Source organism: Streptomyces corchorusii, assembly GCF_001514055.1.
In the GTDB taxonomy this organism is placed as follows: Bacteria; Actinomycetota; Actinomycetes; order Streptomycetales; family Streptomycetaceae; genus Streptomyces; species Streptomyces olivaceoviridis.
Map to the genome: position 1 here is coordinate 580402 of NZ_KQ948351.1, position 13807 is coordinate 594208.

General features: G+C 72.3%; 8 protein-coding genes. 4 read left to right on the plus strand and 4 right to left on the minus strand.

All coding sequences use genetic code 11. The annotated features are described in order from the left end of the window. Positions 1–170 precede the first annotated feature (170 nt). The gene (locus AQJ11_RS02530) at positions 171–1043 is read left to right on the plus strand and encodes a helix-turn-helix transcriptional regulator (protein WP_175252145.1); all 873 of its coding nucleotides are present in this window, start codon (positions 171–173) and stop codon (positions 1041–1043) included. A gap of 41 nt (positions 1044–1084) precedes the next feature. On the opposite strand, the gene AQJ11_RS02535 is transcribed toward AQJ11_RS02530, so the two are convergent. Next, positions 1085–2536, minus strand: a complete 1452-nt coding sequence (locus AQJ11_RS02535) for an MFS transporter (RefSeq protein WP_041665158.1) — start codon at positions 2534–2536, stop codon at positions 1085–1087. A 175-nt stretch (positions 2537–2711) separates the two neighbouring features. Here AQJ11_RS02535 and dusB point away from each other — a divergent pair, with 175 nt between their 5' ends. Beyond that, complete coding sequence (dusB, locus tag AQJ11_RS02540) at positions 2712–3842, plus strand: tRNA dihydrouridine synthase DusB (RefSeq protein ID WP_058080452.1); 1131 nt, start codon at positions 2712–2714, stop codon at positions 3840–3842. Positions 3843–3875: 33 nt separating this feature from the next. Here dusB and AQJ11_RS02545 read toward each other — a convergent pair whose 3' ends face one another. The 3 genes from AQJ11_RS02545 to AQJ11_RS02555 all read right to left on the minus strand — a co-directional run bounded on the left by AQJ11_RS02545 (position 3876) and on the right by AQJ11_RS02555 (position 9277). Further along, entirely contained in the window at positions 3876–5492 is a 1617-nt protein-coding gene (locus AQJ11_RS02545) for an alkaline phosphatase family protein (protein WP_059261904.1), read from the minus strand. Between the two features lie 258 nt (positions 5493–5750). Further along, the gene (locus tag AQJ11_RS02550; protein WP_059261654.1) at positions 5751–7688 is read right to left on the minus strand and encodes an amylo-alpha-1,6-glucosidase; all 1938 of its coding nucleotides are present in this window, start codon (positions 7686–7688) and stop codon (positions 5751–5753) included. Continuing rightward, positions 7685–9277, minus strand: coding sequence for an MGH1-like glycoside hydrolase domain-containing protein (locus AQJ11_RS02555; RefSeq protein ID WP_059261655.1), 1593 nt, complete (start codon positions 9275–9277; stop codon positions 7685–7687). The genes AQJ11_RS02550 and AQJ11_RS02555 overlap by 4 nt, the downstream gene beginning before the upstream one ends. Positions 9278–9397: 120 nt before the next feature. On the opposite strand from AQJ11_RS02555, the gene AQJ11_RS02560 reads away from it, so the two are divergent. Together AQJ11_RS02560 and ppdK are read left to right on the plus strand one after the other, a co-directional pair. After that, positions 9398–10618: an ROK family protein gene (locus tag AQJ11_RS02560; RefSeq protein ID WP_175252144.1), complete on the plus strand. Its 1221-nt coding sequence runs from the start codon at positions 9398–9400 to the stop codon at positions 10616–10618. Positions 10619–11036: 418 nt separating this feature from the next. Beyond that, positions 11037–13757, plus strand: a complete 2721-nt coding sequence (gene ppdK / locus AQJ11_RS02565) for a pyruvate, phosphate dikinase (RefSeq protein WP_014672572.1) — start codon at positions 11037–11039, stop codon at positions 13755–13757. Positions 13758–13807 lie beyond the last annotated feature (50 nt).

Consider the following 13807-nt stretch of genomic DNA (forward strand, 5'->3'; position numbering starts at 1 on the left):
GTCCAGGCTGGTACCAGAGTCTCCTCATCCTGGTAGCGGAACTACCCGGAACCACCCGGAGGCGGCGCCGGACTCCGGGCCGGACTCCGGGGCATGCTGGTGGTCGGCGGTCCTTGTCCTGGTACTGGAAGCACCTGGAAACAGGCTGGGCGACCCGGCACCCTGGACCCATGACGACCTCGGTCCAGGAAACCCGGGTGCGGCCCGCCCGGGGAGCGGAGATCCGTCGGCACGAGCTGGCCGCGTTCCTGCGCAGCAGACGGGAGCGCATCACTCCGGAGGAGGTGGGCCTGCCGCGCGGGGCCCGGCGCCGCACCCCCGGGCTGCGCCGCGAGGAGGTCGCCCACCTCTCCGCGGTCGGCGTCACCTGGTACACCTGGCTCGAACAGGCCCGGGACATCCAGGTCTCCGTCCAGGTCCTCGACGCCCTCGCGCGCGCCCTGCGCCTGGACGCCAGCGAACGCGCCCACCTCTTCCAGCTGGCCGGCGCGACGGACCCCACCCCGGCGGCGAACTGCCCGAGCGTCACCCCCGCCCTGCGCGAGATGCTGGCCAAGCTGGAGCCGATCCCGGCCTGCATCCAGAACAGCCGGTACGACATCCTCGCCTACAACCGCACCTACGGCCTGCTCCTGGGCGACCTGGACGCGGTCCCGCCCGAGGACCGCAACTGCATGCTCCTCGTCCACACCAACGCGGAGTGGCAGGCGGCGGTCGTCCACCTGGAGAAGACCCAGCGCCTGATGGCCGCCCGGCTGCGCGCCGCCCTGGCCGGCCACCTCGGCGAACCCGCCTGGAAGATGCTCCTGAAGCGGCTGGAGGAGTCACCCGCCTTCCGCGAGAACTGGCGGCGCTACGAGGTGGTCGACGCCCGCTCCAAGAGCAAGGAGTTCCTCAACCCCCACGTGGGCCTCCTCAGCCTGGAGCACACCGACCTGTGGCTCGCCCCCGACGTGGGCGCCCGGATGGTGACGTACACGCCGAGGAACGAGGAGACCCGGGAGCGGCTGGAGAAGCTGCACGAGATCGCCTGCGGACGCTGACCCGCCACGGGGCCGCAGCCCTGGCCCGCCGGACCTTCGTGCTAGGCCCGTTCCGCGGTTTCCATGACCTGGCGCACCTCCGGTGACCGCAGGCTCTCGGCCGTGCGTTCGGCGGTGCGGCGGGCCCAGTGGCCGCTGGTCAGCAGGCCCAGGGCCAGGACGGCCAGGCCGCAGGCGGTGAGGATCCACCAGCCGGGGCGGGCCGCCGAGACGAACACCTGCCGGTACGGGGACGAGCCGATGCCGGAGGCCAGGACGGCGCCGACGACCGCGACGCCGAGCGTCTGGCCCAGCTGCCGGCTGGTGGAGGCGACGGCGGCGGCGACACCGGCCTGGGTGCGCGGCATGCCGGAGACGGCCGTGTTGGTGATCGGCGCGTTCACGAAGCCGAAGCCGATGCCGAAGAGGACGTAGCCGAGGAGGAGGGTGGTGTCGGAGGTCTCCGCCTCGAACGCGGCGAACAGGACACCGCTCGCGGTCATCGCCGTGCCCGCCACCAGGAGCGGCAGCCGTGGGCCGCGGCTGCCCACCAGGCGGCCGGACAGCGGGGCGCACAGGAACGTCGGCAGGGCCATCGGGAGCATCCACAGGCCCGCGTGCAGGGCGTCCAGACCGCGCACGTTCTGGAGGTACAGGGTGGACAGGAACAGGAAGCCGCCGAGGGCCGCGAACGCGCTGATCGCGATCACCGTGGCGCCGCTGAACGGGGCCGAGCGGAAGAAGCGCAGGTCGATGAGGGGTTCGTCGCGGCGGGGCTCGTACCACAGCAGGGCCAGCAGCGCGGCCACGGCGACCACGGCGAACGGCGCCACGGGGCCGGCGCCCGACTCCGGTGCCTCGATGATCGCGTACGTCAGCGAGCCGAACAGGGCGATCACCAGCAGCTGGCCCACCGGGTCGGGACGGCGGGCCTTGGGCGCCCGCGACTCCGGGACGAAGCGGAGGGTGAGCAGCAGGGCCGCGAGGCCGACCGGGAGGTTGACCCAGAAGATGGAGCGCCAGCTCACCGACTGCACCAGCAGCCCACCGACCAGCGGACCCGCCGCCATGGAGATGCCGACCACCGCGCCCCACACCCCGATCGCGCGGGCGCGTTCCCGGGCGTCGGTGAAGGTGTTGGTGATGATCGACATGGCGACCGGGTTGAGCATCGAGCCGCCCACCGCCTGGACCATGCGGAACACGATCAGCAGTTCCAGGTTCGGGGCTACGGAGCACAGCGCGGAGCCGGCGGTGAACACCACCAGGCCCGCCATGAAGACGCGTTTGCGGCCGATCCGGTCGGCCGTGGAGCCCGCCAGCATCAGCAGCGAGGCCAGGACCAGTGTGTAGGCGTCGATCGTCCATTGCAGGCCGGAGGTGGTGGCGTGCAGGTCGCGCTGCATCGAGGGCAGGGCCACGTTCAGCGCGGTGTTGTCGAGGCTCACGATCAGCAGGCTCATGCAGCAGATCAGGAGCACGAGCAGGCGTCGGCGAGGGCTCAGCTCTGGCATGCGCCCCATCGTACGCCGAACTCAATAGTGCGTCTAACTAATGAGTCATACATGGTCTCCGGGTGTCGGCCGGCGGCGCCCGCGCACGAGCCGCGCGGCGGGTGAGGGACAATGGGTCCTTGCCCAGTGTTCCCGTGTCCGTCCTGTGCCGTAGATCCGTCCCGGAGTCCTGACGATGACCCACCCGCTCTCCATCGGCCCGCACGCCGTGACACCGCCCGTCGTGCTCGCACCCATGGCGGGAATCACGAACGCGCCCTTCCGCACCCTGTGCAGGGAGTTCAGCGGCGGCAAGGGGCTGTTCGTCAGCGAGATGATCACCACCCGGGCGCTGGTCGAGCGCAACGAGAAGACCATGCAGCTGATCAGGTTCGACCCGAGCGAGCAGCCGCGCTCGATCCAGCTCTACGGCGTCGACCCCGCGACCGTCGGCAAGGCCGTCCGCATGATCGCGGAGGAGGACCTGGCCGACCACATCGACCTGAACTTCGGCTGCCCCGTACCGAAGGTCACGCGCAAGGGCGGCGGCTCGGCCCTGCCCTACAAGCGGAACCTGCTGCGGGCCATCCTGCGCGAGGCGGTCAGCGGGGCCGGTGACCTGCCGGTGACCATGAAGATGCGCAAGGGCATCGACGACGACCACATCACCTACCTCGACGCCGGCCGCATCGCCGTCGAGGAGGGCGTGACGGCCATCGCCCTGCACGGCCGCACCGCCGCGCAGCACTACGGCGGCACCGCCGACTGGGACGCCATCGCGCGGCTGAAGGAGCACGTGCCGGAGATCCCCGTGCTCGGCAACGGAGACATCTGGTCCGCCGAGGACGCGCTGCGGATGGTGCGCGAGACCGGGTGCGACGGGGTGGTCGTGGGGCGCGGGTGCCTGGGGCGGCCCTGGCTGTTCGCGGACCTGGTCGCCGCCTTCGAGGGGCGGGACGACTTCCTGCGGCCCACGCTGCGGGAGGTCGCCGACGTCATGGTGCGGCACGCGACCCTGCTCGGGGAGTGGCTCGGCGACGAGTCCAAGGGCGTCGTCGACTTCCGCAAGCACGTCGCCTGGTACCTGAAGGGGTTCGCGGTCGGGTCCGAGATGCGCAAGCGGCTCGCGATCACGTCGTCCCTCCAGGAGCTGCGGGCGGGGCTGGACGAGCTGGACCTGGACCAGGCGTGGCCGGTCGGCGCGGAGGGGCCGCGGGGGCGTACGTCCGGCAACAACCGGGTGGTGCTGCCGGACGGGTGGCTGAAGGATCCGTACGACTGCTCCGGGATCACCGAGGAAGCGGAGCTCGACACGTCGGGCGGCTGACCGTCCCGGGGCCCCGGTCAGCCCGCGGGGCCGTCAGTTCCTCTTCGGGTGGGGAGTCGAGCCGTAGGCCGTCAGGAAGCGGTCGCGGAAGGAGCTCATCTTCCACACCGGGGCGTCGTGGGCGGGGCGGAGCCCGTCCGTCCAGTTCCAGTCGGCGATCTTGTCCAGCATCCCGGGGTCCTTGGCGACGATCGACACCGGCACGTCCCGGCTGGCGTGGTTGCCGCTGACCCGGGCGATCGGCTGGTGGTCGCCGAGGAAGACCAGCACCGTGTCCTCGGTGCCGTACCGCTCCAGCCACTCGGTCAGCGCGGTCACCGAGTACTGGATCGACTTGCCGTACTCCTCGCGGGACCTGGTGGTGTCGGCGATGACGTCGGCCGGCTTGTTCCCCGCCGCCTGGATGCCCTTGAAGACCGAGCCGTCACCGAGCCGGTCCCAGTCCACCCTCTTCGGGATGGGCGCCCAGGGCTGATGGCTGGACGTCAGGATGAGCAGGGACATCCGCGCCCTGCCGCCGGCCGGCCGCTTGCTGTGCACCCGTTCCTGGTACTGCTGGAGCGCGTACTGGTCGGGCATGGTGGACCAGCTGAACTTCGGCCCCCGGTAGCCGAGCTGGAAGGCGTTGTAGACCTTGTCCAGGCCGTACCACTTCTGCTCCGGCCAGCCCTTCTGCACGCCCGGCATGACCCCCACCGTGTCGAACGCGCCGGTCTTCCTGAACGCCTCCGTCAGGCTGAGGTGGTCGCTGGCCATCACCGTGCGGTAGCGCTGCTGATTGCTGATCCACAGGCCCGACATGGTGGTGGAGTGGCCGAGCCAGCTGCTCCCGCCGTACGTCGCCGAGGTCAGCCAGCCGCTCTTGGCGTGGAAGCCGGCCTCGGCCAGGGCCTTGGTGCGGACGTCGAGCGTCCGGTCCACGCCGGGCGCCATGACCGGGTCCTCGATCGCACTGCGGCCGTAGCTCTCGATGAAGGTGAAGATCACGTCCTTGCCGCGCAGGTCGGGGACGAGCTCGCTGCCCGGCGTGTTCCCGAACGCGTCGACCCGGGCCACCTTCCGGAACGCCGCCTCGTCCTTCAGCGTGTCCGAGACCCGGCGGGCCTGGACCTTCAGCGCGGTCGCGGTGCGGTCCGAGGCGATCGGCACGCCCGCCACCTGGAGCCCGAGCGAGGAACAGGTGATCCAGACGACCCCGGCGACCAGGGTGCCGCGGGTCGCGGTGCCGGGGTGCCGGGCGAGGAGGCCGCTCAGCCGGACCACGGCCAGGGCCAGCAGCACGAAGAGCAGCAGGACGACCACGATCAGCCCGGCCACGGCGGCGAGGGTGGCCGTCCGCCCGAGGGAGTCCTCCAGGTACGACTCCGCGTCCCCGAACAGCCCCCAGTCCAGGACGACGTTGAAGCTGCGGCCGAGGTACTGGTTGAACCCCATGTCCAGCGCGTTGAGCACGGTCACGGCCCCGAGCAGCACCCCGGACACCGCCGCCAGCACCACCCGGGGCCGCCGCGGCAGCGCCAGCAGCACGGCCGCCCCGACGACGGCCTCGGCCGGCAGGCGGAGGAACTTCGCGGGCCCCAGCCGGACGACCGTGTTCGGCATCACCAGCGCGGCGACGACCAGCGCCGCGGCGAGCACGGTGACGGTCACGGACAGGGCCCGCGCCAGCCCGGGATGGCCCTCCCGCCAGTGCCTGCGCCACGCCGTCCATGCGGCCCAGGGACGGCGGGACGTGCGTGCGGCGGGTTCGGTGACCTCTTCGGCCACGTCCTCGGCAGAGGCAGACGGGAGCGCGCTCATGCCCTCCCGTACGGCCCACGCGGAAGCACCGTTCACGAGGGCCGGGCAAACACCTGGTCAACACAGCCGGCAGTGCGACAGCGCCCCCCGGGGAGCGCGGGGAACTCCCTAGGCGCCCCCCACCGCCGTCAGCAGAGCGAGCGGCGCGGCGGCTGACCGGGCCCCCCGCCCGCACGCGTGCGGATACGGCACCGGCGCACCGTGCGGAACCCGCTCGTACCCCGCCAGCACCTCCGGCAACCGGTGCCCGCCCACCGTCGCCGCGTCGATCAGCGCGTGGGCGACCGTACGGGCCTCGTCATGCAGCCCGTAGCGCGCCAGGCCCAGGGCGATCAGCGCGTTGTCATGGGGCCAGACGGACCCCCGGTGACAGGACAGCGGGTGGTACGCGGCCTGGCCGGAGGCCACCGTGCGGACGCCCCAGCCCGAGAAGAAGTCCGGCTCCAGCAGCCGCCGGCCCACCACCTCGCCGTACTCCTTGTCCAGCAGCCCCGACCACAGCAGGTGCCCGGCGTCGGACGCCAGCGCGTCGATCTGCCGGCCCTGCCCGTCCAGCGCCAGCGCCGGGAAGCACTGCTCCCGCATCCAGAAGTCCCGCTGGAAACGGTCGCGGAGGTCGGCCGCCGCCTGTTCCAGCAGCGCGGCGTACGTCTCGTCGCCCCACACCGTCCGCGCCACCCCGGCCGTGCGGCGCAGCGCGTCGTACGCGTAGCCCTGGGCGCCCGCCGCCATCACCGCGCCGGTGGGCCGGGTGCCGTCGGCGCAGCAGATCGCGCCGGGGGAGTCCTTCCAGTTCTGGTTGGCGAGGCCGCCCTCGTCGGCGCGGTAGACGAGATAGCCGCGCGAGGTCAGGCCGCCGTGGTCGAGCATCCAGCCGACGGCGGCCCGCGCGTGCGGCTCCAGGCGCCGGGCCGGCTCCGTGTCCCCCGTCCGCTCGACGTACGCGCCGAGCAGGATCAGGAACAGCGGGGTGGCGTCGACCGAGCCGTAGTAGCGGCCGAACGGCACCTGGCCGAAGTGGGCCAGCTCACCGTGCCGCACCTCGTGCACGATCTTGCCGGGCTGGGCGACCGGGGACCGGCCGGAGCCGGTGGCCTGGGTCGCGGCCAGGGCGAGGAGCGTGGCGGCGGCCGGCCGGGGGTGGTACGGCAGGAGGAACAGCGAGGTGAGGAGCGCGTCGCGGCCGAACAGGGTGAGGAACCAGGGGGCGCCGGCCGCCGGTACGCGCAGGTCCTCGCCGTCCGGTCCGGTGGCCGGGACCTGGAGCGCCGCCAGGTCGGCGAGGCCCCGGGCGCAGGCGGCGGCCAGCTCCGGCCAGCCGGTCGGGAAGGCCACGCCCTCCATGAAGCGGGCTTCCTCCGCGAGGAGGTGTTCCTGTACGGCGGCGGGGTCGCGGGGGACGCGCAGGGCGCGCCTCTCGCCGTGCGGGCGGGCGATCACCCGCAGCAGCAGCTCGGTGGTGCCGTGGGGTGCGAGGTCCAGGCTCCACACCAGGCGGCGGGCGCCGGTGCCGGTCTCCTCCACGGCGTCGGGGGCCGGGTCGGCCGTGATGGTCGTACAGGACCGCCACTCGGCGCGCCGGTAGGTGAACTCGATGCCGTCGGCGAGGACCTCGCGGGAGCGCAGGGCGCCGGGCTTGGCGTAGGTGCGGTGGTCGGAGCGGAGTTCGAACTGGTCGGTGAAGTCGGCGTCGACGGTGAGCGCGAGCCGTAAGGCGGTGGGCACCGGGCGGTTGCTGGTGACCTTCAAGGACTCCACGAACGAGCTGTCCCCGACGGCCTGTTCACGGAAGAGGGTGTACGCCGGGGGCTCCTGCCGGCCGCCGCGCGGGACCAGCACGCAGCGCGTCTCGTCCCCGTCCGTGACCGGGGTGAGCACCTCGGGCACCGCGCCGTCGAGGGTGAGCTGCCAGCGGCTGAGGTGCCGGGCGTCCCGGACGAACAACCCGTCCGGGGAGCTGCCGCCTCGCACCCCGCTGATGTCGCCGCGGTCGCCCACGGCGGCGAAGGTGGCGCCGTGCACGAGCAGATGATGCCGGTCCGTCATCCCCGGTGACCTCCTCTGTCACTCCTGTCGAACGTTCCGGTGTCCGTGGGGGGTACGACTCTTTGTGTGCTCTTGTCCAGATGTTGACGCGCGTGCCGCACGGCCGGCCGGTGGTACAGGTCGAGCGCGAGGGCCGCCGTCCAGCCGAAGCCGGTGGCTCCGCAGGGCGCGCCGGTGTACGGGTCGACGTACTCCGCGAAATCGGTGGCGTCGGCGAGGTCCAGCACCGCCCGGCGCAGGGCCTCGGCCGCCGCCGTCTCGCCGTGCGTGCGCAGGCCGCGCTCCAGCAGCCAGCCCGTGTTGAACCACGCCGGTCCGCGCCAGTAGCGGTGCGGGTCGAAGGCCTCGCCGAGGAGGTCGTAACTGGGCACGAGCCGGGTGCGGTCGCCGACCGAGAAGTGCGGCCCGCGGAGGGTGCGGACGAGGGCGGCGGCGATGTCGCGGGGGAGCCCGGGCAGGATCAACGGCACCAGACCCGAGACGGCGCGCTCGGGAAGGAGACGGGAACCGGGGACCCGCGGCTCGTCCTCGCCACCGGCCCCGGAACCGGAGGCCCCGCGCCCGGAGTCGCTCCTCCCGGAACCGGAGGCCCCGCGCCCGGAGGGGGTGCCCCCGGCCCGCAGGTCGCGGCAGAGGAACATCCCCGCCTCCGCGTCCCACAGCCGCTCCACCAGCGTCGCCGTCAGCCGCTGCGCGCGGGCCCGGCGGGCGGAGCCGGTCGCGCCCAGTTCCTCGGCGATCCGGGCGAGCGCGTACTCCGAGGCGATGAGGAGGGCGTTGAACGCCGGGTCCTCCACGGCGAACTCCCCGCCCCCGTCGGCGTACCCGGCGTCCCGGTAGTCCGCGGCCAGCCGCACGTACCGCCCGTAGTCCAGATCCGTCGGCCGGTCCTCGGCCGCGCCGTGGTCGAGGTCGGCGCGGCGGAAGGAGCGGGCCGGGGCCGGGGTGATCCGGGCCAGCGGGGCGTCCCAGCAGGGGCTGTTGTCCATGCCCTGCTCCCAGGGGTGGACCACGGACACCAGCCCGGCGCCGCCCAGGTCCCGGCGGTGCAGCAGGTACCGGTGCCAGGCGGCCAGCCGTGGGTGGACGCGGGCCAGGAAGCCGCGGGCCCGGGACAGTTCGGGGTCGGCGCGGTGCACCAGCCAGGCCGCCAGCGCGTGCACCGGTGGCTGCACGATGCCGGAGGTCTGTAGCGTGCGCGGGGCGCCCGCCGTGCGCCCGGCGGTGGAGGAGCGCCAGAAGTCGGGGCTCGGGAAGTACGCGTCGAGCGGTACGGAGGGGTTGAACACGATGTGCGGGACGCGACCGTCGCCCCACTGGGCCGCGAGCAGCGTCTCCAGCTCCGTCTGGGCCCGCCGCGGGGAGACGTGCCGCAGTCCGATGGCGATGAACGCCGAGTCCCAGGACCACTGGTGCGGATACAGGTCGCGGGAGGGCACCGTCGACGCGCCGGTCCAGTTCGCCTCCAGCACCCGGGCGGCCCTCGTGTGCAGGGACGTCGTCGTGGCCGGGGTGGTGGCCGTGGCCGGTGGGTCGTATGCCGTCTCGTACGGGGTGGAACGGGCAGTGAGCTGGGCGGTGCGATCCACTCGGGGCTCCCCGAAGACGTCCGGCCGACGCGGTTCTGCCCCGGCCACCGTAGGGTTACGTCTATTTAACACGCAAAACTCAATATGTAATGCAGACTGGAGAAGCACAAGGGGGTGCGCATGACCGGACGTCCGGGGAGGACCGGCAAGAGCGGGAGCCAGGCGGGTGCCGGCGATCTGCTCGAACTGGTGCGCAGCGGGCGGGCCGTGACGCGCGGCGCGCTCCAGCAGGCGACCGGACTGTCCCGGGCCACCGTCGGCCAGCGCCTGGACCGGCTGTTCCGGGCGGGCTGGCTGCGCGAGGGCGCCGGCGGCCCGGTCGGCTCGCCGCTCGGCGGGCGCCCCTCCGTCACCCTGGAGTTCGACGACTCCCACGCGGTGGTCCTCGCTGCCGACCTGGACACCCGGCACGCCCGCGCGGCCGTCCTCACCCTGACCGGCGAGATCCTCGCCGAGCAGGCCGGCACGCTGGTGGTCGAGGACGGCCCCGACGCCGTGCTGGGCGAGCTGGGCCACTGGTTCGCCGGGCTGCTGGCCAAGGCGGGGCGCCGCGCCGGGGAGGTGTGCGGGATCGGGCTGGCGGTGCCGGGCCCGGTGGACAGCGAGACCGGCCGGGTGGTCCAGCCGCCGATCATGCCCGGCTGGGACGGCTACGACATACGGGGCCGGCTCTCCCGAGCCCTCACCGACCGCACCGGGGCCCCCGCGGTCCCGGTCCTGGTCGACAACGACGCCAACCTCATGGCGTACGGCGAACAGCGCACCGGACACCCTGGCTGCACGGCCTTCGTGCTGGTCAAGGTGTCCACCGGCATCGGGGCCGGGGTGGTCGTGGACGGCTCGATCTACCGGGGCGTCGACGGCGGCGCCGGCGACATCGGGCACATCCGGGTCGGCGCCGAGGCGCTGTGCCGGTGCGGCTCGTACGGCTGTCTCGCGGCGGTCGCGAGCGGGGGCGCCGTGGCCCGCCGGCTGGCCGCGTCCGGGGTGCCGGCCGCCTCCGGTTCGGACGTGCGGGACCTGCTGGCCGCCGGGCACCCGGAGGCCGCCGCGCTGGCCCGGGAGGCCGGGCGGCAGGTCGGGGACGTACTGGCGACGGTCGTGACCCTGCTCAATCCGGGCGTGCTGATGATCGCGGGCGATCTGGCCGGAACGCCCTTCCTGACCGGCGTGCGCGAGCTGCTCTACCAGCGGGCGCTGCCCCGCTCCACGGCCCACCTGGACGTCGTCACCTCGCGGCTCGGCGACCGGGCCGGGCTGATCGGCGCCGGCGCGCTGGTGGTCGAGCACCTGTACGCGCCGGACCGGGTGGAGCAGCGGCTGTCGGAGATGGGTGTGTGACAGCGGTGTTTCCAGCGCCGACGGGCGTCCGCGGAGCGGTCCGCATGGTGAAACGGAGCGGTCTGTGGCAGCGTGATTCTCGCCACCCTTGATAAGGGCTGCGCTCAGATGAGCGGATCATGCACGGCTGCACTTCCTCAAGGGGTGGCACTCGGTGCCACCCCTTGATCGTTCATCGATCGAAATCAGTCGTGCCGGGACCCGCTCATCTGAGCGGAAAACTGCACCTGTGGGCACTGCCGTCTTCAAGAAGTGAAAACATACGGCTGGCTTCGCTTGCCAAGCCTTGACTTTCGATCCGCTGGCGGACGAGTGGTTACAGGCGCATGACGCGCAAGTGGACGTACCCAGGCACCTTCGATCTGGGTATGTTCCTGGCCATCAGGGCAGCCACCGTGGCCTCAAGGAGTCGAGACCCGTGTCGGAAAACAAAGAACCCCAGGCAGCGAAGTTCGTTTACGACTTCACCGAGGGCAACAAGGACCTCAAGGACCTGCTCGGCGGCAAGGGTGCCAATCTCGCCGAGATGACCAACCTGGGTCTCCCGGTCCCTCCCGGCTTCACGATCACCACGGAGGCCTGCAAGGTCTACCTGGAGAGCGGCGAGGAGCCCGCGGACCTGCGGGACGAGGTGAGTGCGCACCTCGAAGCCCTCGAAGCGAAGATGGGCAAGAAGCTCGGCCAGACCGACGACCCGCTGCTGGTCTCCGTCCGCTCCGGCGCCAAGTTCTCCATGCCCGGCATGATGGACACGGTCCTGAACATCGGTCTGTCGGACAAGTCGGTGCAGGGCCTGGCGGCCCAGGCCGGCGACGAGCGGTTCGCCTGGGACTCCTACCGCCGCCTCGTCCAGATGTTCGGCAAGACCGTCCTCGGCGTCGACGGCGACCTCTTCGAGGAGGCCCTGGACAAGGCGAAGGCCGCCAAGAAGGTCACGGTCGACACCGACCTGGAGGCCGCGGACCTGAAGAAGCTGGTCACCACCTTCAAGAAGATCGTCAAGAAGGAGGCCGGCCGGGACTTCCCGCAGGACCCGCGCGAGCAGATGGACCTCGCCATCAAGGCGGTCTTCGACTCCTGGAACGGCGACCGCGCCAAGCTGTACCGCCGTCAGGAGCGCATCCCGCACGACCTGGGCACGGCCGTCAACGTCTGCTCGATGGTCTTCGGCAACCTGGGCCCCGACTCCGGCACCGGTGTCGCCTTCACCCGCGACCCCGCCTCCGGCCACCAGGGCGTCTACGGCGACTACCTCCAGAACGCCCAGGGCGAGGACGTGGTCGCGGGCATCCGCAACACCGTGCCGCTCGCCGAGCTGGAGCGGATCGACAAGACGTCGTACGACCAGCTCATGCGGATCATGGAGACCCTGGAGAACCACTACAAGGACCTCTGCGACATCGAGTTCACCATCGAGCGCGGCCGGCTCTGGATGCTCCAGACGCGCGTCGGCAAGCGCACGGCGGGCGCGGCCTTCCGCATCGCCACCCAGCTGGTGGACCAGGGCCTCATCGACGAGACGGAGGCGCTCCAGCGCGTCACCGGCGCCCAGCTCGCCCAGCTGATGTTCCCGCGCTTCGACGAGCAGGCGAAGGTCGAGCAGGTCGCGCGGGGCATCGCGGCCTCGCCGGGCGCGGCGGTCGGCAAGGCGGTCTTCGACTCGTACACGGCGGTGAAGTGGTCCCGCTCGGGCGAGAAGGTGATCCTGGTCCGCCGGGAGACCAACCCCGACGACCTGGACGGCATGATCGCGGCCGAGGGCATCCTCACCTCCCGCGGCGGCAAGACCTCCCACGCGGCCGTGGTCGCCCGCGGCATGGGCAAGACCTGTGTCTGCGGCGCCGAGGAGCTGGAGGTCGACACCAAGCGCCGCCGTATGACGGTCCCCGGCGGACACGTCGTGGAGGAGGGCGACCTGATCTCCATCGACGGCTCGTCCGGCAAGGTCTACCTGGGCGAGGTCCCGGTCGTCCCCTCTCCCGTCGTGGAGTACTTCGAGGGCCGCATGCACCCGGGCGCCGACGACGCCGACGAGCTGGTCGAGGCGGTCCACCGCATGATGGCCTTCGCCGACCGCAAGCGCCGGCTGCGGGTGCGCGCCAACGCGGACAACGCCGAGGACGCGCTGCGGGCGCGCCGCTTCGGCGCCCAGGGCATCGGCCTGTGCCGCACGGAGCACATGTTCCTCGGCGACCGCCGTGAGCTGGTCGAACGCCTCATCCTGGCCGACACGCAGGAGGAGCGCGAGGAGTCCCTGAAGGCCCTGCTGCCCTTGCAGAAGCAGGACTTCGTCGAACTCTTCGAGGCGATGGACGGCCTCCCGGTGACGATCCGTCTGCTGGACCCGCCGCTGCACGAGTTCCTCCCGGACATCACGGAGCTCTCCGTCCGCGTGGCCCTGGCGGAGTCCCGCCAGGAGCCGCACGAGAACGAGCTGCGCCTGCTCCAGGCCGTGCACCGCCTGCACGAGCAGAACCCGATGCTGGGCCTGCGCGGCGTACGCCTGGGCCTGGTCATCCCCGGCCTGTTCACCATGCAGGTCCGCGCGATCGCGGAAGCGGCGGCCGAGCGCAGGACGGCCAAGGGCGACCCGCGCGCCGAGATCATGATCCCGCTGGTCGGTACGGTCCAGGAGCTGGAGATCGTCCGCGAGGAGGCGGACCGGGTCATCGCCGAGGTCGAGGCGGCGACCGGTACGCAGCTGAAGCTGGCGATCGGCACGATGATCGAGCTGCCGCGAGCGGCCCTCACCGCCGGTCAGATCGCGGAGGCGGCGGAGTTCTTCTCCTTCGGCACGAACGACCTGACCCAGACGGTGTGGGGCTTCAGCCGGGACGATGTGGAGGCGTCGTTCTTCACGGCGTACCTGGAGAAGGGCATCTTCGGGGTCAGCCCGTTCGAGACGATCGACAAGGACGGCGTCGGCTCCCTGGTGAAGGCGGCGGCCGAGGCGGGCCGCCGGACCCGTCCCGACCTCAAGCTCGGCGTCTGCGGCGAGCACGGCGGTGACCCGGAGTCGGTCCACTTCTTCCACGAGGCCGGCCTGGACTACGTCTCCTGCTCCCCGTTCCGCATCCCGGTCGCCCGCCTGGAGGCGGGCCGCGCGGCCACCCAGTCGGCGGGCAGCGACCACCGCTGACCCCCCCGGTCCCCGGAGCCGCCGTCGGTCCCCGACCCTCACCGATCGGC